The organism is Streptomyces xanthophaeus, assembly GCF_000725805.1.
Lineage (GTDB): Bacteria > Actinomycetota > Actinomycetes > Streptomycetales > Streptomycetaceae > Streptomyces > Streptomyces xanthophaeus.
This window is the reverse complement of sequence record NZ_KL647135.1, coordinates 135044-156057: the sequence shown is the minus strand read 5'-3', so window position 1 is coordinate 156057 and position 21014 is coordinate 135044. Positions and strand designations below refer to the sequence as shown.

Annotated in this window: 22 protein-coding genes; 12 read left to right on the top strand and 10 right to left on the bottom strand. The window is 71.2% G+C overall.

What is annotated here, in order from left to right; translation table 11 throughout:
* The first annotated feature begins 50 nt into the window (after positions 1–50).
* Positions 51–1250, top strand: coding sequence for an acetyl-CoA C-acetyltransferase (locus IO30_RS0136685; RefSeq protein ID WP_031150481.1), 1200 nt, complete (start codon positions 51–53; stop codon positions 1248–1250).
* 57 nt (positions 1251–1307) lie between these two features.
* On the top strand, positions 1308–2267 hold the full coding sequence (gene meaB, locus IO30_RS0136680; protein ID WP_031150479.1) for a methylmalonyl Co-A mutase-associated GTPase MeaB: 960 nt from the start codon (positions 1308–1310) through the stop codon (positions 2265–2267).
* A 66-nt stretch (positions 2268–2333) separates the two neighbouring features.
* Here meaB and IO30_RS0136675 read toward each other — a convergent pair whose 3' ends face one another.
* From IO30_RS0136675 to IO30_RS0136655, 5 genes are all read right to left on the bottom strand, one after another.
* Positions 2334–2921, bottom strand: coding sequence for a PepSY domain-containing protein (locus tag IO30_RS0136675; RefSeq protein ID WP_031150477.1), 588 nt, complete (start codon positions 2919–2921; stop codon positions 2334–2336).
* Positions 2922–3081: 160 nt separating this feature from the next.
* Complete coding sequence (locus IO30_RS0136670; protein ID WP_031150475.1) at positions 3082–3594, bottom strand: MarR family winged helix-turn-helix transcriptional regulator; 513 nt, start codon at positions 3592–3594, stop codon at positions 3082–3084.
* A 56-nt stretch (positions 3595–3650) separates the two neighbouring features.
* The gene (locus tag IO30_RS0136665) at positions 3651–4454 is read right to left on the bottom strand and encodes an AIM24 family protein (RefSeq protein WP_031150473.1); all 804 of its coding nucleotides are present in this window, start codon (positions 4452–4454) and stop codon (positions 3651–3653) included.
* A gap of 11 nt (positions 4455–4465) precedes the next feature.
* Positions 4466–5116 carry an AIM24 family protein gene (locus IO30_RS0136660; protein ID WP_031150471.1) on the bottom strand — a complete coding sequence of 217 codons (651 nt, stop codon included), beginning with the start codon at positions 5114–5116 and terminating at the stop codon, positions 4466–4468.
* The gene (locus IO30_RS0136655; protein ID WP_031150469.1) at positions 5116–5754 is read right to left on the bottom strand and encodes an AIM24 family protein; all 639 of its coding nucleotides are present in this window, start codon (positions 5752–5754) and stop codon (positions 5116–5118) included. Before IO30_RS0136655 ends, IO30_RS0136660 begins: the two co-directional genes overlap by 1 nt.
* 170 nt (positions 5755–5924) lie before the next feature.
* On the opposite strand from IO30_RS0136655, the gene IO30_RS0136650 reads away from it, so the two are divergent.
* Positions 5925–6269: a DUF3817 domain-containing protein gene (locus IO30_RS0136650; RefSeq protein WP_031150467.1), complete on the top strand. Its 345-nt coding sequence runs from the start codon at positions 5925–5927 to the stop codon at positions 6267–6269.
* A complete protein-coding gene (locus IO30_RS0136645; RefSeq protein WP_031150465.1) occupies positions 6266–6571 on the top strand; it encodes an MTH1187 family thiamine-binding protein in 306 nt (101 codons plus the stop codon). Before IO30_RS0136650 ends, IO30_RS0136645 begins: the two co-directional genes overlap by 4 nt.
* A gap of 8 nt (positions 6572–6579) precedes the next feature.
* Here the strand turns inward: IO30_RS0136645 and IO30_RS0136640 are convergent, their stop codons facing one another.
* Together IO30_RS0136640 and IO30_RS0136635 are read right to left on the bottom strand one after the other, a co-directional pair.
* Positions 6580–7638 (bottom strand): glycoside hydrolase family 6 protein, encoded by a 1059-nt coding sequence (locus IO30_RS0136640; protein ID WP_031150462.1) that lies wholly within the window; start codon positions 7636–7638, stop codon positions 6580–6582.
* 117 nt (positions 7639–7755) lie between these two features.
* Positions 7756–8748 (bottom strand): ArsR/SmtB family transcription factor, encoded by a 993-nt coding sequence (locus IO30_RS0136635; RefSeq protein ID WP_031150460.1) that lies wholly within the window; start codon positions 8746–8748, stop codon positions 7756–7758.
* A 138-nt stretch (positions 8749–8886) separates the two neighbouring features.
* Between IO30_RS0136635 and IO30_RS41445 the strand changes: the two genes are divergently transcribed.
* The 4 genes from IO30_RS41445 (at position 8887) to icmA (ending at position 12859) form a co-directional block, all read left to right on the top strand.
* A complete protein-coding gene (locus IO30_RS41445) occupies positions 8887–10155 on the top strand; it encodes an MFS transporter (protein WP_078904923.1) in 1269 nt (422 codons plus the stop codon).
* Between the two features lie 21 nt (positions 10156–10176).
* On the top strand, positions 10177–10686 hold the full coding sequence (locus IO30_RS0136625) for a MarR family winged helix-turn-helix transcriptional regulator (protein WP_031150458.1): 510 nt from the start codon (positions 10177–10179) through the stop codon (positions 10684–10686).
* 68 nt (positions 10687–10754) lie between these two features.
* Positions 10755–11084 carry a DUF3817 domain-containing protein gene (locus tag IO30_RS0136620; RefSeq protein ID WP_031150456.1) on the top strand — a complete coding sequence of 110 codons (330 nt, stop codon included), beginning with the start codon at positions 10755–10757 and terminating at the stop codon, positions 11082–11084.
* A gap of 74 nt (positions 11085–11158) precedes the next feature.
* Positions 11159–12859 (top strand): coenzyme B12-dependent isobutyryl-CoA mutase large subunit, encoded by a 1701-nt coding sequence (gene icmA, locus IO30_RS0136615; RefSeq protein WP_031150454.1) that lies wholly within the window; start codon positions 11159–11161, stop codon positions 12857–12859.
* Positions 12860–12944: 85 nt separating this feature from the next.
* On the opposite strand, the gene IO30_RS0136610 is transcribed toward icmA, so the two are convergent.
* Positions 12945–13601 (bottom strand): TetR/AcrR family transcriptional regulator, encoded by a 657-nt coding sequence (locus tag IO30_RS0136610; protein WP_037896254.1) that lies wholly within the window; start codon positions 13599–13601, stop codon positions 12945–12947.
* A gap of 283 nt (positions 13602–13884) precedes the next feature.
* Between IO30_RS0136610 and IO30_RS0136605 the strand changes: the two genes are divergently transcribed.
* The 4 genes from IO30_RS0136605 to IO30_RS0136590 all read left to right on the top strand — a co-directional run bounded on the left by IO30_RS0136605 (position 13885) and on the right by IO30_RS0136590 (position 18139).
* A complete protein-coding gene (locus tag IO30_RS0136605; protein WP_031150450.1) occupies positions 13885–14880 on the top strand; it encodes a tetratricopeptide repeat protein in 996 nt (331 codons plus the stop codon).
* Positions 14881–15475: 595 nt separating this feature from the next.
* On the top strand, positions 15476–16114 hold the full coding sequence (locus IO30_RS0136600; protein WP_031150448.1) for a DUF6230 family protein: 639 nt from the start codon (positions 15476–15478) through the stop codon (positions 16112–16114).
* A 107-nt stretch (positions 16115–16221) separates the two neighbouring features.
* Positions 16222–16815, top strand: coding sequence for a DUF6114 domain-containing protein (locus IO30_RS0136595; protein WP_031150446.1), 594 nt, complete (start codon positions 16222–16224; stop codon positions 16813–16815).
* Positions 16805–18139, top strand: coding sequence for a hypothetical protein (locus IO30_RS0136590; protein ID WP_031150444.1), 1335 nt, complete (start codon positions 16805–16807; stop codon positions 18137–18139). Before IO30_RS0136595 ends, IO30_RS0136590 begins: the two co-directional genes overlap by 11 nt.
* Before the next feature lie 100 nt (positions 18140–18239).
* Here IO30_RS0136590 and pyk read toward each other — a convergent pair whose 3' ends face one another.
* Both pyk and IO30_RS0136580 read right to left on the bottom strand, forming a co-directional pair.
* Positions 18240–19673, bottom strand: a complete 1434-nt coding sequence (gene pyk / locus IO30_RS0136585; protein WP_031150442.1) for a pyruvate kinase — start codon at positions 19671–19673, stop codon at positions 18240–18242.
* A gap of 63 nt (positions 19674–19736) precedes the next feature.
* A complete protein-coding gene (locus tag IO30_RS0136580) occupies positions 19737–21014 on the bottom strand; it encodes an acetate kinase (protein ID WP_037896251.1) in 1278 nt (425 codons plus the stop codon).

The following is a 21014-nucleotide window of genomic DNA, read 5'->3' as shown; positions in this document are numbered from 1 at the left end:
ACATTCATGTAAACCCTCGTTCACTCCTCATCCTCAAGGGGCTGTGCCTCATGTCCGGATCGAACAACACCACTTCAGTGATCGTCGCCGGGGCCCGCACGCCCATGGGGCGGCTGCTCGGCTCGCTGAAGTCCTTCTCGGGTGCCGACCTCGGCGGCTTCGCCATCAAGTCCGCGCTGGACCGGGCCGGAATCTCCGGCGACCAGGTGCAGTACGTGATCATGGGGCAGGTGCTCCAGGCCGGTGCGGGCCAGATCCCCGCCCGCCAGGCCGCCGTCAAGGGCGGCATCCCCATGAACGTGCCCGCGCTCACCATCAACAAGGTGTGCCTCTCGGGTCTGGACGCGATCGCGCTGGCGGACCAGCTCATCCGCGCCGGGGAGTTCGACATCGTCGTGGCGGGCGGCCAGGAGTCGATGACCAACGCCCCGCACCTGCTGCCCAAGTCGCGCGAGGGCTACAAGTACGGCGCCGTCGAGATGCTCGACGCGATGGCCTACGACGGCCTCACCGACGCCTTCGAGAACATCGCCATGGGCGAGTCCACGGAGAAGCACAACACCCGCCTCGGCATCGAGCGCGCCCCGCAGGACGAGTTCGCCGCGGCCTCCCACCAGCGCGCCGCGGCCGCGCAGAAGAACGGCGTCTTCGAGGCCGAGATCACCCCGGTCGAGATCCCGCAGCGCCGCGGCGAGCCGGTGATCTTCTCCCAGGACGAGGGCATCCGCCCGGAGACCACGGCGGAGTCCCTCGGCAAGCTGCGTCCGGCCTTCGCCAAGGACGGCACGATCACCGCCGGCACCTCCTCCCAGATCAGCGACGGCGCGGCCGCCGTGGTCGTGATGAGCAAGGCGAAGGCCGAGGAGCTCGGCCTGGAGTGGATCGCCGAGATCGGCGCCCACGGCAATGTCGCGGGCCCGGACAACTCCCTGCAGTCGCAGCCGTCCAACGCGATCCTGCACGCCCTGAAGAAGGAGGGGCTCCAGGTCTCCGACCTGGACCTCATCGAGATCAACGAGGCCTTCGCGGCGGTTGCCGTGCAGTCAATGAAGGACCTCGGCGTGACCCCGGAAAAGGTGAACGTCAACGGCGGCGCCATTGCCCTGGGCCACCCGATCGGCATGTCCGGCGCCCGTGTGGTGCTGCACCTGGCGCTGGAGCTGGGGCGCCGCGGCGGCGGGACCGGCGCGGCCGCGCTGTGCGGCGGCGGCGGTCAGGGCGACGCGCTGATCGTGCACGTCCGCCCGTAACCACACCCGCCGTACCCGTACCCGTAGCCGTACCGGAATCCGAGGAGCGCAGCACGTATGACGGTGGACGTCCCCACGCTGGTGGAGCAGGCCCGTGAAGGCCGGCCGCGGGCCGTGGCCAGGCTGATCTCGCTGGTCGAGGGGGCGTCCCCGCAGCTGCGGGAGGTCATGGCCGCCCTGGCCCCGCTGACGGGCGGGGCGTACGTCGTGGGGCTCACGGGCTCCCCGGGCGTGGGCAAGTCCACGTCGACCTCGGCGCTGGTGTCGGCGTACCGCAAGGCGGGCAAGCGGGTCGGCGTGCTCGCGGTCGACCCCTCCTCGCCCTTCTCGGGCGGGGCGCTGCTCGGGGACCGGGTGCGGATGTCGGACCACGCCTCGGACCCCGGCGTGTACATCCGGTCCATGGCCACCCGCGGGCACCTGGGCGGGCTGGCGTGGGCCGCCCCGCAGGCGATCCGGGTGCTGGACGCGGCCGGCTGCGAGGTGATCCTGGTCGAGACGGTCGGGGTCGGGCAGTCGGAGGTGGAGATCGCCTCCCAGGCGGACACCTCGGTGGTGCTGCTGGCGCCGGGGATGGGCGACGGGATCCAGGCCGCGAAGGCGGGCATCCTGGAGATCGGCGACGTGTACGTGGTGAACAAGGCGGACCGGGACGGCGCCGACGCCACCGCCCGGGAGCTGAACCACATGCTGGGCCTGGGGGAGTCCCGCGGGGCCGGGGACTGGCGGCCGCCGATCGTCAAGACGGTCGCGGCCCGGGGCGTGGGCATCGACGAACTGGTCGAGGCGCTGGAGAAGCACCGTGCCTGGATGGACGAGCGCGGGGTGCTGGCGCAGCGCCGGGCGGCCCGGGCGGCGCGGGAGGTGGAGACCATCGCGGTGACCGCGCTGCGGGCCAAGATGGCCGATCTGCACGGCGACGCGCATCTGGACGCGCTGGCCGCCAGGGTGGCCGTGGGCGAGCTCGACCCCTACGCGGCCGCGGACGCGCTGCTGGCGACGCTGACCGAGGCCTGAGCCCCCGCTCCGGCGGTGCGGGCGGGTGCGGCGGCCCGCCTGCCGGAGCCGGGGGCCCGGCCGCGGTCAGTTGTCGTCGTTGTCGTCGTCGTTGTCGTTGTTGTCGTTGTCGTCCGACGAGGACGCGGTGACCTTCGCCGTCGTGGGATCGACGTGGACGTTCTGGGTCTTGCCGCCGGAGGCCTTGATCTCGACCTCCCAGTAGGGGGCGCCGGCGTTGTCGTCCTCGTCCTCCCAGTTCACCGAGGTGACCTGGCCGGGATGGGCGGCGAGCGCGGCCTTCATCGCCTGCTCGGCGTCGACCTTCGCGCCGGTCAGCGTCTTGTACTCGGCGGGGTTGTCGTTCGCGTCCTTGTCACGCTGGGTGACGGCGCCGCTCGCGGCGTTCACCTCCAGCTCGACGTGCTCCTTACCGTCCTTGCTGATCACGTCGACGTGCCAGACGGAGCCGTCCTTGTCGAGGGACTCGACGACGCCCGGGGTGTGCTTCAGGGCCGCCGCGGCCGCGCCTTCGGCCGTCACGTCGACACGGGCGGCGGCTGCCGCCGGGAGGGTTCTCGCGGTGTCGGCGGATGGCGCTGCGGCGGCCGTCACCGGGCCTGCGAGGATCAGGACGGCGGATGCGGCCGCACAGACGTAGACGTTGCGCTTCATGGGCTGGACCTCCTCAGGCCGGCCACTGCGCGCACGGTTGCCCGGCACGGCCGGCAGCGGGCGGACACCGCCCATTCTCCGGCCGTCCGCCGTCCGGGGCGCGCCGAGCGCCCGCCCCGGAGCCGGACTGCTGCCCGTGGGCCCGTGGGGCCCGGGGGCCTCAGACCTTGCCGCGGTTGTCCCGCAGGTGGTCGGCCACGGGGCCGAGCGACTCGCGCAGCGCCGACAGGGCCTGCGGGGGCAGCAGGTCGATGAAATGACGGCGGACGGACGCCACGTGGTGCGGGGCGACCTTGCGCATCGTCTCCATGCCCTCGTCCGTGAGCACCGCGTACAGGCCGCGGCGGTCGGACTCGCAGTTGACCCGGCGGACCAGGCCCGCCGCTTCCATGCGCGTGATCTGGTGGGACAGGCGGCTCTTGGACTGCAGGGTGGCGGTCGCGAGGTCGCTCATCCGCATCCGGTGCTCCTGCGACTCCGAGAGGTTCACGAGGATCTCGTAGTCGTTGTTGGTGAGTCCGAAGGGTTGGAGATCCTTTTCCAGCTGGTGCATCAGCAGCCGGCTGACGTCCAGGTGGGTGCGCCAGGCGCACTGCTCGGCGTCGGTCAGCCAGGGGGTCTCCCCGGACGGCGTCCGGGGGAGGGTGGCGGTCTCGGTCTCGACGGTCTCCATGAATGAACTCTACCTAAGAAGTTGAATTACGTACAAAGAACGGGTGGTCGGAGAGGTCACAGTCCGAAGCGGCGCTGGAGATCACCCAGCTGCCCCGGCATCCGCGGCACGCCCAGCTGCCCCAGCGGACCCTGCGCGGCTCCCGGGACGCCCTGGGCGTTGCCCGTGGCCGCACCGGCGCCGACCGTACCGACCGCCTGTTCCGCCATCAGCATCTCGGAGGACTGCAGCAGCACCGTCCCGGCGCCTACGAACTCGAACTGGTGCTCCTCGCCCGAGGCGCCCCCGATACCGCTGAGCGAGCGCAGCCCGCCCATGACGCCCGACATGTACCCGTGGTCGTAGTGGTGGCACGGCGAGGGGCAGTCCGCCCAGCCCACCAGCGCCTGGGGATCCACGCGCAGCGGCGGTTCCATGAACACCACCGGTCCGTTGGACGCCGCCACGAACTTCCCGGTTCCGATCAGCGTCAGGAAGCCGGGGACGATCGACTGCTTCAGGGCGAGGGTCGGCTGGTAGGCGAGCAGGTTGCCGGACCGGATCGTCAGATTGCCGTTCTCCAGGTCGTACGAGTTCACGTCGAAGGCCCGGTCGGCGAGCAGCATCTTGCCCTGCCCCTCGGCCACCACCCAGTCACTGGCGTGCAGTGGGGAGTGAAAGCTGGTGCGCAGCAGGCGGTCGAAGCGGCCGTGGCCGATGCCGTTGAACTCGATGCTCCCGTAGTACGAGATCATCTTGCCCTTCTGCAGGAACCACTGGCTCCCCTTGAGCTCCACGCAGAAGGTGTACGCGTTCACGTTGTCGTCGGAGGGCAGGGTGTACGGGTCGAAGACCGTGGGCCCGCCCGGTCCGCCCGTCACGGGGCCAAAGTTCACAGCTTCTCCTCCGAGGCCTGTACATACACCGCGCCCTGGCCGGACAGCTCCAGCTGGAACGCCTCACCCGAACCGCGCCCCACCATGTCCCGCCAGCCGAGCGCGGTGGAGAGCTTGTTGCGGACCTCGCCGTGGTGGGCGACGTACGCCTGAGGGTCCACGTGGACCGGCCGCTGGGGGGTGATGGGGAGCTCGATGACCCCGCCGTGGGCCATCACGGCAACCGAACCGTGGCCCTTGAGGGTGGTGGTGAACAGGCCCTGCCCGGTCACCTGGCCGCGCACCATGCCCATGACGCCGCCCTGCGAGCCCATGAACATCGTGCCCTGCTGGAGGGTGCCGTCGAAGGCGAGCAGTCGGTCGGCCTCGACGTAGAGGGTCTCGCCGGTCAGGTTGATCACCTGGATGTGGTGGCCGCCGTGGCCGAACATCACGGTGCCGCTGCCCTCGACCGTCATCAGCGGGGTCTGCTCGTTCGCCACGCGGCGCCCGATCATGCCCATCACCCCGCCCTGACCACCGGTCAGGCTCGGGGTGAAGGAGACCTCGCCGCGGTACGCGAGCATCGCGCCGCGCTGGCTGTACATCTTCTGCCCGGGGACGACCTGCGCCTCGACCATCTTGGAGTTGATCTCGCGGAACGGCATCAGACGTCACCCCCGATGGTGTTGCGCTCGCTGGGCTGGACGTACACCAGGCCCTCGCCCTCGAAGCGGATCTGGAAGGCCTCGCCGGAGCCCTCGCCGATCAGCGTGCGGAAGGTGACGCCCGACTGGAACGACTGCTGGAGGTTCCCGGTGTGCGCGATGTACGCCCCCGGGTCGACGGAGAGCGGGTACTGGGCGCTGACCCGCAGCACGACCGCCGGACCGTCGGACATGATCGCCGCCTGCCCCGTGCCCTCCACGGTCGTGGTGAACAGGCCGTTGCCCGTCGCCCCGCCGCGCAGGCCGGTGAAGGTGGTGCCGGTGCGCAGGCCGGCGTCGGTGCACAGCAGGTTGCTGGACTCGACGTAGAGCTTGTCGCCGCGCAGGTCGACCAGATTGATCTCACTCGCGCGGTCGGCGAAGAAGCAGGTGCCGTGCCCCTGTACTTCCATCACCGTCATCTGTTCGCCGGTCAGCCGCCGGGTCACCATCCCCCGAAGGCCTTCACCGCCGCCGGACATCTTCTTGAAGGCCATCTGACCGTCGTACGCGACCATGGAGCCGTTCTTCGCTTTGACGGCATCCCCGGTCAGGTCGACGGCGAGCACCTTGCTGCCTTGGAGTCGGAACTGAGCCACGGGATGACGTTATCCGCAGCGGGCGTGCCCGAACAGGGCCTCGTGGCCGATATGCGCCACACTCGGGCATCCGCCGAACGCCGCAGCCGTCCGCCGCGGACCCGGGTCAAGATCCCGCAAAGCGGCTGAGACACTGGGACGGACCCTGGCCTCCACCCCGAAGGTTCTCCGTGGACATCAAGACCGCCTCCGCCCTGCACCGGCTGCGCCTCATCTCCGTCCCGGAGGCGCTGTCCTTCCCGGCGCTGCTGATCTTCGGCTCGCTGCTCAGCCGGATCTCGGACATCGACTACCTGATGATGCCGCTCGGCATCCTCCACGGAATCCTGTTCGCCATCTACGCGGTGTTCCTCCTGGATGTCTGGAACAAGGCGAAGTGGCCGTTCATGAAGGTCCTGCTCTTCTTCGGCCTCGCGGTGGTGCCCTTCGGCGGCCTGTACGGCGACAAGCTGCTCAAGCGCGACGAGGCCGACAGCGTGATCGCGGCCCGTGCCCGAGAGGTGGCCGGCGCGTGATCATCGCGTTCTCGGTGACCCCGCTGGGGGTCGGTGAAGAGGTCGGCGAGTACGTGGCCGACGCGGTCCGCGTCGTGCGCGAGTCGGGGCTGCCCAACCGCACCGACGCCATGTTCACCACCGTCGAGGGCGAGTGGGACGAGGTGATGGACGTGGTCAGGCGCGCCGTCGCCGCCGTCGAGGAGCGGGCGCCCCGCGTCTCCTTCATCCTCAAGGCCGACATCCGTCCCGGTGTCAGCGACGGCATGACCTCGAAGATCGAGACGGTGGAACGCCACCTCGCCCAGGGTCCGGCCTCCTAGGCCGTCTCCTAGAGCTGCTCCTTGGAGCGGCGGGCCAGGCCGAGGGCGTATTCCGGCCACCACTGGCCGGATGCCGGGCCGCCGCGGCAGGGGCCGTCGGACAGTCCGGGCCGCTTGATCCACAGGTGCGCGTCCACGAGCGGGTCGCCCGTGACGGTGGTCGGCGCCGCTCCCAGGGAGCGGCCCGGCGGATTGCACGAGGCCTGCTTCCCCTCGCCGGGGAGCGGGCCTTCGCCGTTGCGGCCGGTGTCGATGACGAAGTGCGCGCCGCCGGTGGCCCGGGAGAGCGCGGCGCCGTACTCCCGGGCCGCCGCGTCCGTCTGGAAACCGGAGACGTTCAGCGCGAAGCCGTCCGCGCGGGCGAGCCCGGCCCTCTTCAGGGGTTCGGCGAGGGCCTTCGGGTCCGGGACCCGGTCCGGGCCGCCCGCGTCCAGGTAGACCTTGGTGTGGCGGCTCCGCTTCAGCCGGCCGACCGCCTCCGAGAGCAGCCGGTAGCGCTCGGCCCGCTGTTCGGGCCCGGTGCAGCCGTCGACCGCGTGGACCAGGGCCCCGGGCTCCAGGACCACCAGGGCCCGGGTGTCGCCGAGGGCGTCGGCGAGCGTTCCGATCCAGCTGCGGTAGGCCCCCGCGTCGCGTGCGCCCCCGGCCGGGCGCTGCCCGCAGTCGCGGCCCGGGATGTTGTGCAGGGCGAGCACCAGCGTCCGCCCGGCCGTCCGGGCGTCCGCCGCGGCCCGGCGGATCCGGGGCCCGGGGTCGCGCACCGGCGCCCACAGGGCCAGCGGCCGCTCCGCGATCCGGCGCAGCACCTGGGCGTCGTCGTAGCGGCCCTGTGCCTCCCAGGCGGCCACCTGCCGGGCGGCCTCGCCGTGCGGGTCGACCCAGAACGGGGACTCCCCGCCCGGTTCGGTGCGCGCTCCGGCGCCCGGGGCCGGGGCGGGGACGGGCGGGGCCTGCGGGCGGTCGTCGCCGCAGCCGGTGAGCGCCGTGAGCAGCAGGGCGAGTCCGAGGGCGGCGAGGGATCTGCGCAGGGGGGCGGCGGTGTCGGCGGGGCGGCGTCGGCCTGGCATCCGGCTTCCTCGGGACGAAGGGGCGGCAAGGAACCGGGATATCGTGACATAACGGACACTCGGCCCCGTCCTGCGACACCTCCCGCCGGGCCCGACGGGCACCGCCCGGCCGCCGCACTAGACGTCGTCGCCCCTGGCCAGGGCGAGGGCCAGCGGGGTCCGTTCGTAGAGGACCCGGTGCCCGTGGCGGGTCGAGACGAGCAGCCCCGCCGCACGCAGGACCCCCAGGTGGGCCGAGACCGTGGACGGCGCCAGCCCCAGGCGGTCGGCCAGGGCCGTGGTCGAGGCCGGTTCGGTCAGGGCGCACAGCACGTCGGCCCGGACGGGCCCCAGCAGCCGGGCCAGCGCCTGCGGGGCGGGTCCCGCCGAAGCCGTCCACAGGGCCCCGATGCCCCGGGCCGGATAGACCACGGTCGGCTGCCAGGGCGGGTCGTAGCCGCCGATCACCTCCGGCCAGACGAACGCGCTCGGCATCAGCAGCAGGCCCTGGCCGCCCAGTTCGCGCTCGTGGTGGCCCGGGCGCTCGACGGTCAGGGTGTCCGTGCCCGTGTCCCAGCGCAGGTCCGGGTGGAGCCCGTCGAACAGGGCCTCCAGGCCGCCCGCCGCGAGCCGCCGCGAATGGAAGAGGATGTCGGCCTCCAGCAGCGCGCGCAGCCGCGGCCAGTGCGGGGCGATCAGGGCCCGCCAGGCCGCCTCGGTCAGATCGGCGAGCTCCTGCACCGCCCGCGCCGGATCCGCCAGCATCCGCCGCCCGATGTCGCTCTCCAGGGCGCCCGGCGTGCACGCGAGCGACCGCCGGAGCTCATCGAGGGCCGTCTGCGGATCGGTGGCACGCACCCGCGCCAGCTCCTCCTCGACGGTGACGGACGGACCGACGGGCGGCGGGCTGAGGAAGTCCGGGTGGTGCCCCGCCCGCGGCATCAACAGCCACAGCGGCCGCAGGTCGAGCCCCTCGGCCGCCGCCCGGACCCGGCTCAGCCAGGGCAGGTGGTAGGTCTGCCGGGACGGGCGCAGCAGGACGCCCACCGCTGCATGCGTCTCCCAGCGCGGGGAGAGGGAGAAGCGGCACCGCAGCAGATCGCCGGGACCGAAGCGGTAGTGGAACCCCATCGAGGCTCCTCCTTCCTGCTTCCTGGAGAGGCGGTCGGCCGCCGGGTGGCGCCGGTCGTGGTCGGGCCCCGCCCCTCAAGTTTCGTACAGGGGTGAATCTCTACGACCCGGGCCCCGCGTCCGGCGAAGGTGACGGCCATGTCGCACGTCACCGGGGCCGAGGTCCCCACCGGCTCCGCCGGATACCTCTCCGTCTTCCGCGTCCGCGAATTCCGGACCGTCTTCGCCGCACACCTGATCTCCGTGCTCGGCGTCGTCGTCTCCGAGATCGCCCTCACCGTCCTCGTCTACCGGGCCACCGGCTCACCGCTGATGAGCGCCCTCACCTTCGCCCTCGGCTTCCTCCCGTACGCCCTCGGCGGCACGCTGCTCGCCGGGATCGCCGACCGCTTCCCCGCCCGGCGGGTGCTCGTCGGATGCGACCTCCTCTGCGCGGCCTGCGCGGCGGCGATGGCCTGGCCGGGCACCCCCGTCCCGCTGCTCCTCGTACTGCGCTGCGCGCTGGCCTTCGTGGCTCCGCTGTTCCAGGGCACGCGCAACGCCTCCCTCGGCGACCTCCTCGGCACGGGCGACGCCTTCGTCCTCGGCCGCTCACTGCTGCGCATGGTCGCGCAGAGCGCCCAGCTGGTGGGCTTCGGCCTCGGCGGGCTGCTGCTGGCCTTCCTCGCACCGCGCGGGGCGATCGCCCTGACCGCCGCCGCCTTCCTCGGCTCGGCGCTGCTGCTGGGTCTGGGCACCCGCGCCCGCCCCGCCCGCGCGGGCACCGCCTCCGCAGGGCGTCCGCCCGCCCTGTCCGCCGGCCTGCGCACCGTGCTGGGCGAGCCCCGGCTGCGCGCCCTGACCCTGCTGTTCTGGCTGCCGCCCGTCTTCGTCGTGGTGCCCGAGGTGCTGCTCGCCCCGTACGCCCACGACCTCGGCGCGGGCACCGCCACCCTCGGCCTGCTGATGTGCGCCCTGCCCGCCGCGACCATCGCGGGCGAGGTGTTCGCGGGCTCCGCCCTCACCGCCCGAACGCGTTCGCGGATCGTGACCCCGCTCGCAGCGGTGGCCCTCCTTCCCCTCCTGCTCTACGCGGTCCGCCCGGGCGTACCGGGCGTGCTCGCGGCGCTGCTGCTCGCCGGGCTGGCCCAGGCCCACACCCTGGGGCTCGACCAGTGGTGGGTGGACGCCGTCCCCGCCGGAGAGCGGGGCCGCGCGATGACCCTGCTCAGCACCGGTCTGATGACCCTCCAGGGCGTCGGCATGGCCCTGGGCGGTCTCGCCGCCGAGTTCCTGCCGGTCCACGTGGTCGTGACCGGCTCCGGCGTCCTCGGCACGGCCGTGGTCCTGCTGCTCCTCGCCGCTCTGCGCGCGGCCGGTCCGGGAGGCAGCGGGCCGAGGCGTGAGACGGGTATGGCCGCCAAATGACCGCCCGGTAGGGTCTGATGCGTGCCCAAGCCGCTCAGCCTTCCCTTCGACCCCATCGCCCGAGCCGACGAACTGTGGCAGCAGCGCTGGGGACCGGTGCCCTCGATGGCCGCCATCACCTCGATCATGCGCGCGCACCAGATCCTGCTCGGCGAGGTCGACGCGGTGGTCAAGCCCTACGGTCTGACCTTCGCCCGGTACGAGGCACTGGTGCTGCTCACCTTCTCCAAGGCCGGCGAACTGCCCATGTCGAAGATCGGCGAGCGGCTGATGGTCCACCCGACCTCGGTCACGAACACGGTGGACCGCCTGGTGCGCGCCGGGTTCGTCGACAAGCGCCCGAACCCGAACGACGGCCGCGGGACCCTCGCCTCCATCACGGACAAGGGCCGCGAGGTCGTCGAGGCCGCCACCGAGGACCTGATGGGGATCGACTTCGGCCTCGGCGCGTACGACGCCGAGGAGTGCGCGGAGATCTTCGCGCTGCTGCGCCCGCTGCGGGTGGCCGCCGCGGACTTCGAGGAGAAGTAACCACCGTCACGCCGCCGCCGGATGACCCCCGGCGGGATCGCGCAAAACGGACGGTTAGGCTCAGTGGCATGAAGAAGAGCGTGCTGACCCGCTACCGGGTGATGGCCTTTGCCACTGCCGTCATGCTGCTGGTGCTCTGCACCTGCATGGTTTTCAAGTACGGCTTCGACAAGGGCGCCGACCTGACCTTCGTGGTGTCCCAGGCCCACGGCGTGCTCTTCATGATCTACCTGGTCTTCGCCTTCGACCTCAGCTCCAAGGCGAAGTGGTCCTTCGGCAAGATGCTCTGGATCATGCTCTCCGGCACGATCCCGCTCGCCGCCTTCTTCGTCGAGCGCCAGGTGCGCGCCGAGATCGAGCCGCTGGTCAGCGGCGGTCTCGCCACCGCGAAGGCCTGAGTTCCGAAACCCCCGGGGCAACTCCCCGGGGTTGCCCATCGACATTTACTAGGACGTCCTAGTAAATTCGACTCATGGACGCTCACGGCATCGAGGAAGGCCGCCGTCGCTGGCAGGCCCGGTATGACAAGGCCCGCAAGCGCGAGGCCGACTTCAGCACGCTCTCCGGCGACGAGGTGGACCCGGTCTACGGTCCCCGGCCCGGCGACGCGTACGAGGGCTTCGAGCGCATCGGGTGGCCGGGGGAGTACCCGTACACCCGCGGCCTGCACGCCACCGGCTACCGGGGGCGGACCTGGACCATCCGGCAGTTCGCGGGCTTCGGCAACGCCGAGCAGACCAACGAGCGCTACAAGATGATCCTCGCCGCGGGCGGCGGCGGCCTCTCCGTCGCCTTCGACATGCCGACGCTCATGGGCCGGGACTCCGACGACCCCCGCTCCCTCGGCGAGGTCGGGCACTGCGGCGTGGCCATCGACTCCGCCGCCGACATGGAGGTCCTCTTCAAGGACATCCCGCTGGGCGACGTCACCACCTCGATGACCATCTCCGGGCCCGCCGTACCGGCCTTCTGCATGTACCTCGTGGCCGCCGAGCGGCAGGGCGTCGACCCCGCCGTGCTGAACGGCACGCTCCAGACGGACATCTTCAAGGAGTACATCGCCCAGAAGGAGTGGCTCTTCGAGCCCGAGCCGCACCTGCGCCTCATCGGCGACCTCATGGAGTACTGCACGAAGGGCATCCCCGCCTACAAGCCGCTGTCCGTCTCCGGCTACCACATCCGCGAGGCCGGGGCCACGGCCGCGCAGGAGCTCGCCTACACCCTGGCCGACGGATTCGGCTACGTGGAGCTCGGGCTCTCGCGGGGCATGGACGTGGACCACTTCGCGCCCGGGCTCTCCTTCTTCTTCGACGCGCACCTCGACTTCTTCGAGGAGATCGCCAAGTTCCGCGCCGCCCGCCGCATCTGGGCGCGCTGGATGAAGGAGGTCTACGGGGCGCAGAGCGAGAAGTCCATGTGGCTGCGCTTCCACACCCAGACCGCCGGGGTCTCGCTGACCGCGCAGCAGCCGTACAACAACGTCGTGCGCACCGCCGTGGAGGCGCTCGCGGCCGTCCTCGGCGGCACGAACTCCCTGCACACCAACGCCCTCGACGAGACCCTGGCCCTGCCCAGCGAGCAGGCGGCCGAGATCGCCCTGCGCACCCAGCAGGTGCTCATGGAGGAGACCGGCGTCGCCAACGTGGCGGACCCGCTGGGCGGTTCCTGGTACGTGGAGCAGCTCACCGACCGCATCGAGGCGGACGCCGAGAAGATCTTCGACCAGATCAAGGAGCGCGGACTGCGCGCCCACCCGGACGGCCGGCACCCGATCGGGCCGATCACCTCGGGCATCCTGCGCGGCATCGAGGACGGCTGGTTCACCGGGGAGATCGCCGAGTCGGCCTTCCAGTACCAGCGGTCGCTGGAGAAGGGGGACAAGCGGGTCGTCGGTGTCAACGTGCACCACGGGTCGGTCACCGGTGACCTGGAGATCCTCCGGGTCAGCCACGAGGTGGAGACCGTCCAGGTGCGGGAGCTGGCCGCGCGCAAGGGCCGGCGGGACGACGCCCGGGTCACGGCGGCGCTCGACGAGATGCTGGCCGCGGCGCGCGACGGGTCGAACATGATCCCGGCGATGCTGGACGCGGTCCGGGCCGAGGCCACCCTCGGCGAGATCTGCAACGTCCTGCGCGAGGAGTGGGGCACCTACACGGAGCCGCCCGGCTTCTGACCGCGGCGGGACGGGCCGGTCACGGCGCCCACGGGGCGCGGTGACCGGCTTTTTCCGTTCCCGTGCCCGCAGGGGGGTGCCGCGCTCAGGCCGGGGACGGACCCTGGCCCTGGAGGCCGTGCATCAGCAGGGCCGTGAAGGTGGCGACCCAGAATTCGTCCACCGGCTCGGAGCTGACGAGGGCCCGGTGCACCACGGTGCCGGCGATCACGTCGAAGATCAGGTCCGTGGTGTGGCCCGCGAGGGCGTCGTCCGCCTCCGGGGGAAGTTCGCCCCGGGCCTGGGCCCGTTCGCGTCCCAGTACGACGAGACGTTTCTGCCGGTCCACGATGGCCGACCGGATGCGGTCGCGCAGGGCCTCGTCCCGGGTGGACTCGGCGACCACGGCCATCAGCGCCGTACGGGCCTCCGGGCGCCGCAGCAGCTCCGCGAACCGGAGGACGACGTACTCGATGTCGCCCTCCAGGGAGCCGCGGTCCGGCAGTTCCAGCTCGTCGAAGAGCTCCGCGACCGCGTCGACGACCAGCTCGTTCTTGCCCGCCCAGCGCCGGTAGAGGGTGGTCTTGGCGACCCCCGCGCGCGCCGAGACGTCGCCCATCGTCAGCTTCGACCAGCCCAGCTCGACCAGCGCGTCCCGGGTCGCCGCGAGGATGGCGGCGTCCGCGGCGGCGCTGCGTGGGCGTCCGGTACGGCCGGTCGTGGAGCTGGCGGCGGTGCTCGTGCCGGGGCTGGGGTTGCGCATGGCCGAGACCATACCCGTCGGTAGGGGAACCGCCGGGGCCGTCCGCACTGTGGTTCAGATCACGGGGCGCCGCAGGGCCGCGAGGAGTTACGCTACGGCTCGTAGCGTAAGAGCGACAACCACGCGAAGAGCTACTGGCGCCAGGTGGGGACCCGGCGCCGATCGTTGGACGACGGCAGTTCTGTGACCGCAGCACCCGCGTCGACCCGCAGTACGGCGGGTTCGGCACGTTAATTCACGCGATCTTTTTCGTCGACGCGCGCACACGGGGGAGGATGTACGCATGCAGCCCAGAAACATGTCCATGAGCGGCGTCGTCGACCTCGCCGCGGTGAAGGCGGCCGGCGAGGCCAAGGCGAAGGCCGAGCAGGCCCGTGCCGCATCGGCCCGGCAGGCCGGCCAGGACGGCGACGGTCCGTCCGCGACGGGCGTCGCGCCCTCCGCGCTGGTCATCGACGTAGACGAAGCCGGCTTTGAACGCGATGTGCTCCAGCTCTCCGCCGAGGTCCCGGTGGTCCTCGACTTCTGGGCCGAGTGGTGCGAGCCGTGCAAGCAGCTCAGCCCGCTCCTGGAGCGGCTGACCGTCGAGGCGAACGGCCGCCTCGTCCTGGCGAAGGTGGACGTCGACGCCAACCAGATGCTGATGCAGCAGTTCGGCATCCAGGGCATCCCGGCCGTGTTCGCCGTGGTCGCGGGCCAGGTACTGCCCCTCTTCCAGGGGGTGGCCCCCGAGCAGCAGATCCGCGAGACCCTCGCCCAGCTGGTGCAGGTCGCCGAGGAGCGCTTCGGGATCATCGGCATCGAGGTGGACCCGGACGCGGAAGGCGGCGCTCCGGCCGCCGCGGCCGAGGTCCCGGCCGGTCCGTACGACGCGCTGCTGGAGGCGGCCGTCGTCGCGCTCGACGCGGGCGACCTGGGCGGCGCCGTGCAGGCGTACAAGAACGTACTGGCCGACGACCCGGCCAACACCGAGGCCAAGCTGGGCCTGGCCCAGGCCGAACTGCTCACCCGTGTGCAGGACATGAACCCGCAGGCCGTGCGCACCGCGGCCGCCGAGAACCCGCGCGATCCCGCGGCCCAGATCGCCGCGGCCGACCTCGACCTGGTCGGCGGTCACGTGGAGGACGCCTTCGGGCGCCTGGTGGACACCGTGCGCGTGACGTTCGGTGAGGACCGGGACGCCGTACGGCTGCGGCTGCTCGAGCTGTTCGAGGTGATCGGGGCGGACGACCCGCGGGTCACGGCGGCGCGTACCGCGCTTGCCCGGGTGCTCTTCTAGGCCCGCTCCGGAAGGGCTCCCGGACGCCGGTGGCCCACCGGTGATTTGTTGACACATCGCTTAACAGCGGCCGTGCTTTACCAAAACTTGGTAATCGCGGCCGCTGTTACTCGCAGTAAATCGAACCCCGTGAACTGTCCGGAGTGTTCACTCTTCCGCCGTTCTGTCGTGGCCTTCGGTAACACCCTGTGTTGCAGCCCGACGGCAGTGGGTCGCCCCCCGGTTATCGGGCCGTTACCCGCCAGTAACGAACCCCCTTGTGCCCCGGCCGGGAATGGACCACGATCGGCGACGCTCGGTCCTTCCCGCAGAGCCGCTCATCCGGAGTTGCGGTGGAGGGTCCCCACCGAGCCGGCCGGTGGCAGTGGCACCGGCCGTGGGACAGGGGGGTCTCTGCCGCACCGGCAGGGCCTGTCCTCCAGGTTGCGCGAACGCGTGGCCCAGTGGTTGTCGCTCGGGGGTGAACGCCGGTGTATCGGACGTGGCACAGCTGCGGCCGGGCCGCCTGCGCTCCTTCCCGAGGACGTAGCACTTCTCCCATCCCAGGACGGGCACGGCCCGGACCGGAGATGTACGTCCGAGAAGGAGGAACGATATGAGTTCTCAGGTTCGTGGCGGGACCAGATGGAAGCGCTTCGCGCTCGTCATGGTGCCGAGCATCGCGGCCACGGCCGCGGTCGGTGTGGGTCTGGCGCAGGGTGCCCTCGCGGCGTCCTTCAGCGTCTCCGGCCAGGACTTCAAGGTCTCGGCCGACAAGCTCGACGGTGACAACCTCATTCAGTACGGCGGTATCGCCGAGGGGCACGACCTCAAGGGCAACCCGCAGAAGCACCCGGTCACCATCTCCGGGTTCAGCCACGCGGAAATCACCAACATGTGCCAGTCCCTGGTGACTCCGACCCCGCTGGGCAACATCACGTTGCAGCTGCGGACGGGCCACAAGGGCAAGCCGGCCGTCGCCGACAACATCTACCTGGATGTGGCCGAGCTCGACACCGACGCCGAGTTCAAGAACCTCGACATCGGTGTCGCGGTCGGTGACCCGGGCCACAAGACGAAGCCGCAGGCCGGTACGGTCACCAGCCCGTACGCGTTCTCGCAGCGTGCCGACAAGGCCGTCCTGTCGAACGTGCGTCAGAAGGCGTGGGCCACCACGGCGGGCACCTTCAAGCTGCCCGACCTGAAGCTGCGCCTGCTCGGCGGCGACCAGCCGTGCTACCAGGACGAGAAGTAATCCGTCCCGGCGAGTGACCGGAGGGCGGTCGGCGGCGCGTGCCGCCGCCCGCCCGTCCGGGCTCCACAGATTTCTCGAGTACCACCGTTTCCAGGGAGCTGTTGTCCATGAACCCCGAGGCCCCGGTTCACGAGCGCGCCAAAGACGACGCCTGGCTCACCGTGATGTATTACCGCTTCTACGCCTGGCGCGGCCGCCGTCCGTTCTGGGCCGGGTTGTTCACGCTCCTCGGTGGCTTCCCCATCGCCTACTTCCCCTACGCGGACCTCCGGCTGGGCAACATCACGCTCGCCATGGCCACCACGGGTGGTGCGGGAGCACTGATCATCGGTGTCCTGCTGATCACGCTCGGACTGGCCCTCTGGTTCCAGCAGGCCATCCGCGTCTTCGCCGGAGTCGCCTCCATCCTGCTGGCCCTGGTGTCCCTGCCGGTGTCCAACCTCGGCGGCTTCTTCATGGGCTTCATCTTCTCGCTGCTCGGCGGCGCCCTCGCCCTGTCGTGGGTCCCCGGTGAGCCGGCGGAAGAGGTGCCCGCGGAGGCCGCGGCGGTGGGTCCGGCGGACCGGGAGCAGCCGGTCAGCCTCGGCAAGGCCGATGCGATGGCGGGCCCCCAGGGCATCCCCGGACCCCGTGAGACGGAAACGGCACACACGAGCGAGACGACTGCCCACGCCGATGGCGGGAGGAACAGTGCGGGGTGACGAGACGCAGCGGGGCGTGGCCCCAGGCGCAGAGTCCCGTGAGAGCAAGGGGCCGCGGCACGCCGCCCCCAGGAAGTCGCTGCTGAACAAGCTCCAGATACCCGTCGGCAAGACGATGGCGCTGGCAGCGATGCCGACGGCCGTGTTCGTCGGGATGGGCATGGCGCCGAAGCTGGCCGTGGCCGACGACAAGGAGATCCCCTTCGCTCCCGGGCCGTGCGTGACGCGCTCCGACGAGCCGGAGGAGTCGGCCTCGCCGACGCCCTCGAAGTCGCCGTCGCCGAGTGCGTCGCCCACCGCGACGCCCTCGCCCTCCGCCTCCGGGAAGCCGGAGCCGGGCGTGACCCCGCCGGCTGCCAAGCCGGAGGCCAAGCCCACCGCGGAGAAGCCGGCCGAGACCCCGGAGGCGAAGAAGGCGGACCCGTCCGCCTCGCCCTCGCCCTCGCCGTCCAAGACCACGAACCCGCTCGACCCGCTGGGCGTCGGAGACGCGCTGGGGGGCCTCGTCGACGGGATCGGCAAAGCGCTCACCGGGCAGGAGAAGGCGACCCCGGCTCCCGCGCCCACCCCGAGCGGTGCGCAGACCCCGGACCCGGCCGCCGAGGCGATCCGCGACGCGGCCAAGCAGGCCGGCGCCGCGGTCGAGGAGCTGCCCCAGGACGTCAAGGACACCGCCAAGACCCCGAAGGACGAGACGGGCAAGAAGCCCGGGGCGTCCGAGGACGGCGCGGAGAAGGACGGGTCCGACAAGGCCGAGGACGAGGCCAAGGCGGAGGACGACAAGGACAAGGACAAGGCCAAGGACGAGGAGACGAAGGACCCGGACGGGAAGGAACCCTTCCCCTGTCCGACCTACGACGCCCAGGCCCTGGCCGACGCCGAACTGGAACAGGGCATCCCGCTCCTGCCCGATGAGCCCTGGTACCTCGACAGCTCCCTGCTGACCCTCTACGGCCTGGACTACCACGGCATCGTCGAGGTGAAGACGGGCAGCGGCAAGATCAAGAAGGTCCTGAAGTTCACCGCGGACTCGCTGGACATCAAGGACCTGTACCAGACGGTCGGCAAGGGGGGCAACGTCGCCCACCTGAAGTCCCGTCCGGGCTCCACGTCCAAGATCCGCGGCGGCACGGTGACGATGTACACCGAGAGCCTCAAGGGGAACCTCTTCGGTCTGATCCCGATCGAGTTCACCCCCAACAGCCCGCCGCCCCTGAACGTCCCCTTCGCGTTCTTCACGGACGTCAAGGTCGTCCAGGCCGGCCAGTTCGGCGGCACCCTGACCGTCCCGGGCCTGAAGAACTACATCGGCCCGCCGGAGTAGTCCCGTACGGCCGCACGCGCGAAAGCGCCGAGGGCGGCACCCCGCATCACTGCGGGGTGCCGCCCTCGGCCTCTGTGCGGCAGAGTCCTGCGGTGGCGGGTCAGGCCTGGACGGCGGCGCCGCCCAGGTGGTGGACCCGGACCATGTTGGTGGTGCCGGGGACACCGGGGGGCGAACCGGCGGTGATCACCATGGTGTCGCCGTCGTTGTAGCGCTGGAGCTTGAGCAGCTCGCCGTCGACCAGGTCGACCATCGCGTCGGTGGTGTCCACGTGAGGGACGATGTAGGACTCGACGCCCCAGCTCAGCGTGAGCTGGTTGCGGGTGTTGGCGTCGGTGGTGAAGGCCAGGATCGGCTGGGTCGCGCGGTAGCGCGACAGCCGGCGGGCCGTGTCACCGGACTGGGTGAAGGCGATGAGCGCCTTGCCGCCCAGGAAGTCCGCGATCTCGCAGGCCGCGCGGGCCACGGAGCCGCCCTGGGTACGGGGCTTCTTGCCGGGGACCAGCGGCTGGAGGCCCTTGGAGAGGAGCTCCTCCTCGGCCGCCGCGACGATCTTCGACATCGTCTTGACGGTCTCGATCGGGTAGGCACCCACCGAGGACTCGGCCGAGAGCATGACCGCGTCCGCGCCGTCGAGGATCGCGTTGGCGACGTCCGAGGCCTCCGCGCGGGTCGGGCGGGAGTTGGTGATCATCGACTCCATCATCTGGGTCGCGACGATCACCGGCTTGGCGTTGCGGCGGCACATCTCGATGAGCCGCTTCTGGACCATCGGGACCTTTTCGAGCGGGTACTCGACGGCCAGGTCACCACGGGCCACCATGACCGCGTCGAAGGCGTCGACGACGGCCTCCATGTTGGCGACGGCCTGCGGCTTCTCGACCTTGGCGATGACGGGGACCCGGCGGCCCTCCTCGTCCATGACCTTGTGGACGTCCTTGACGTCGTTGGCGTCACGCACGAAGGACAGGGCGACCATGTCGCAGCCCATCCGCAGGGCGAAGCGCAGGTCGTCGACGTCCTTCTCCGACAGGGCGGGGACGTTGACGGCCGCACCCGGCAGGTTGATGCCCTTGTGGTCCGAGATGACACCGCCCTCGATGACGATGGTCTTGACCCGCGGGCCCTCGACCTCGGTCACCCGGAGCTCGACGTTGCCGTCGTTGATCAGGATCTGGTCGCCCTTGGAGACGTCGCCGGGCAGACCCTTGTAGGTGGTGCCGCAGATGGACTTGTCGCCGGGGACGTCCTCGGTGGTGATGGTGAACTCGTCACCGCGCACCAGCTCGACGGGACCCTCGGCGAAGGTTTCCAGACGGATCTTCGGGCCCTGGAGGTCGGCGAGGACGCCGACGGCGCGCCCGGTGTCCTCGGAGACCTGCCGGACGCGGTCGTACCGCTCCTGGTGTTCTGCCTGGGATCCGTGGCTGAAGTTGAATCGGGCCACGTTCATACCTGCCTCGATGAGCGCTTTCAGCTGCTCATACGAGTCGACGGCGGGGCCCAGCGTGCAGACGATTTTGGAACGGCGCATGGAGCGGATCCTATCGGTTTGTTTCGTAGCGGAATATTCCGTCTGGCGGAAAGTCCAAAGTGACTACTGGGTAACCAGAGCGTAGGCCTGGGTGGCGATCTCCAGTTCCTCGTCCGTGGGGACCACGGCGACCGCCACCCGGGCGTACTCCGCCGAGACCAGCCGCGGCTCGGGCGAGCGCACCGCGTTCGCCTCCAGGTCCAGTGCCAGGCCCAGCTCGGCCAGACCGTCCACGGCAGCCTCCCGGACCTGGTGCGCGTTCTCGCCGACCCCGGCCGTGAACGTCACCGCGTCCACCCGCCCGAGCACCGCCGAATAGGCGCCGATGTACTTCTTCAGACGGTGCACGTAGGAGGCGAAGGCCGTGGCCGCCGCCTCGTCGCCCTCGCCCGCCCGCCGCAGTACCTCGCGCATGTCGTTGTCGCCGCACATGCCCAGCAGACCGCTCTTCTTGTTCAGGAGCGAATCGATCTCATCCACCGAGAGGCCGCCCACCCGGGCCAGGTGGAAGACCACCGCCGGATCCAGGTCGCCCGAGCGGGTTCCCATGACCAGTCCCTCCAGCGGGGTCAGGCCCATGGAGGTCTCCACGCACACGCCGCCGCGGACGGCCGAGGCGGAGGCCCCGTTGCCCAGGTGCAGCACGATCACGTTCACGTCCTCCACCGGCTTGCCGAGCAGGGCCGCGGTCGCCCGGGACACGTAGGCGTGGGAGGTGCCGTGGAAGCCGTACCGCCGGATGGAGTACTTGTCGGCCGTCGCGGCGTCGATCGCGTACCGGGCGACGTACTCCGGCATCGTCGAGTGGAAGGCGGTGTCGAAGACCGCGACCTGCGGGACGTCCGCGCGCAGCCGCCGGGCCACCTCGATGCCGGTCACGTTCGCCGGGTTGTGCAGCGGGGCCAGCGGGACCAGGCTGCGGATCTCCGCGAGCACCTCGTCGTCGACCACGGTCGGCTGGGTGAAACGGGTCCCGCCGTGCACCACCCGGTGTCCCACGGCGGCCAGTTCGGGGGAGTCCAGGCCCATCCCGTCGGCGGCCAGCTCCTGCGCCACGGCGCCGAGGGCCGCCTCGTGGTCGGCGATCGGGCCGAGCCGCTCGCGCTTGTCGCCCCCGGCCCCCGCGGCCCCGTCGGCGCCGACGAGCCGTTCGTGCACCAGCCGGGAGGTCTCCTCCCCGATGCGCTCCACCAGACCCACGGCGAGGCGGGAGCGGTCCGCCATGTCGAGGAGCTGGTACTTGACCGACGAGGAGCCGGAGTTGAGGACGAGTACGCGCGATGCGGTCACGGGTGCGGAGCCTTCTCGTGTGGGGGTGGTGACGGTCGTACGGGCGGTCAT

Bases quoted from the DNA above. Each gene is read 5' to 3' on its own strand.
- IO30_RS0136640 (WP_031150462.1), bottom strand. From the start codon at position 7,638: ATGCCAGGCCGACGCCGCCCCGCCGACACCGCCGCCCCCCTGCGCAGA.
- IO30_RS0136610 (WP_037896254.1), bottom strand. From the start codon at position 13,601: ATGCGCAACCCCAGCCCCGGCACGAGCACCGCCGCCAGCTCCACGACC.
- IO30_RS0136580 (WP_037896251.1), bottom strand. From the start codon at position 21,014: ATGACCGCCCGTACGACCGTCACCACCCCCACACGAGAAGGCTCCGCA.
- IO30_RS0136595 (WP_031150446.1), top strand. From the start codon at position 16,222: ATGAACCCCGAGGCCCCGGTTCACGAGCGCGCCAAAGACGACGCCTGG.
- IO30_RS0136675 (WP_031150477.1), bottom strand. From the start codon at position 2,921: ATGAAGCGCAACGTCTACGTCTGTGCGGCCGCATCCGCCGTCCTGATC.
- pyk (WP_031150442.1), bottom strand. From the start codon at position 19,673: ATGCGCCGTTCCAAAATCGTCTGCACGCTGGGCCCCGCCGTCGACTCG.
- IO30_RS0136660 (WP_031150471.1), bottom strand. From the start codon at position 5,116: ATGCCGTTCCGCGAGATCAACTCCAAGATGGTCGAGGCGCAGGTCGTC.
- meaB (WP_031150479.1), top strand. From the start codon at position 1,308: ATGACGGTGGACGTCCCCACGCTGGTGGAGCAGGCCCGTGAAGGCCGG.
- icmA (WP_031150454.1), top strand. From the start codon at position 11,159: ATGGACGCTCACGGCATCGAGGAAGGCCGCCGTCGCTGGCAGGCCCGG.
- IO30_RS0136620 (WP_031150456.1), top strand. From the start codon at position 10,755: ATGAAGAAGAGCGTGCTGACCCGCTACCGGGTGATGGCCTTTGCCACT.
- IO30_RS0136600 (WP_031150448.1), top strand. From the start codon at position 15,476: ATGAGTTCTCAGGTTCGTGGCGGGACCAGATGGAAGCGCTTCGCGCTC.
- IO30_RS41445 (WP_078904923.1), top strand. From the start codon at position 8,887: ATGTCGCACGTCACCGGGGCCGAGGTCCCCACCGGCTCCGCCGGATAC.
- IO30_RS0136635 (WP_031150460.1), bottom strand. From the start codon at position 8,748: ATGGGGTTCCACTACCGCTTCGGTCCCGGCGATCTGCTGCGGTGCCGC.
- IO30_RS0136685 (WP_031150481.1), top strand. From the start codon at position 51: ATGTCCGGATCGAACAACACCACTTCAGTGATCGTCGCCGGGGCCCGC.
- IO30_RS0136605 (WP_031150450.1), top strand. From the start codon at position 13,885: ATGCAGCCCAGAAACATGTCCATGAGCGGCGTCGTCGACCTCGCCGCG.
- IO30_RS0136670 (WP_031150475.1), bottom strand. From the start codon at position 3,594: ATGGAGACCGTCGAGACCGAGACCGCCACCCTCCCCCGGACGCCGTCC.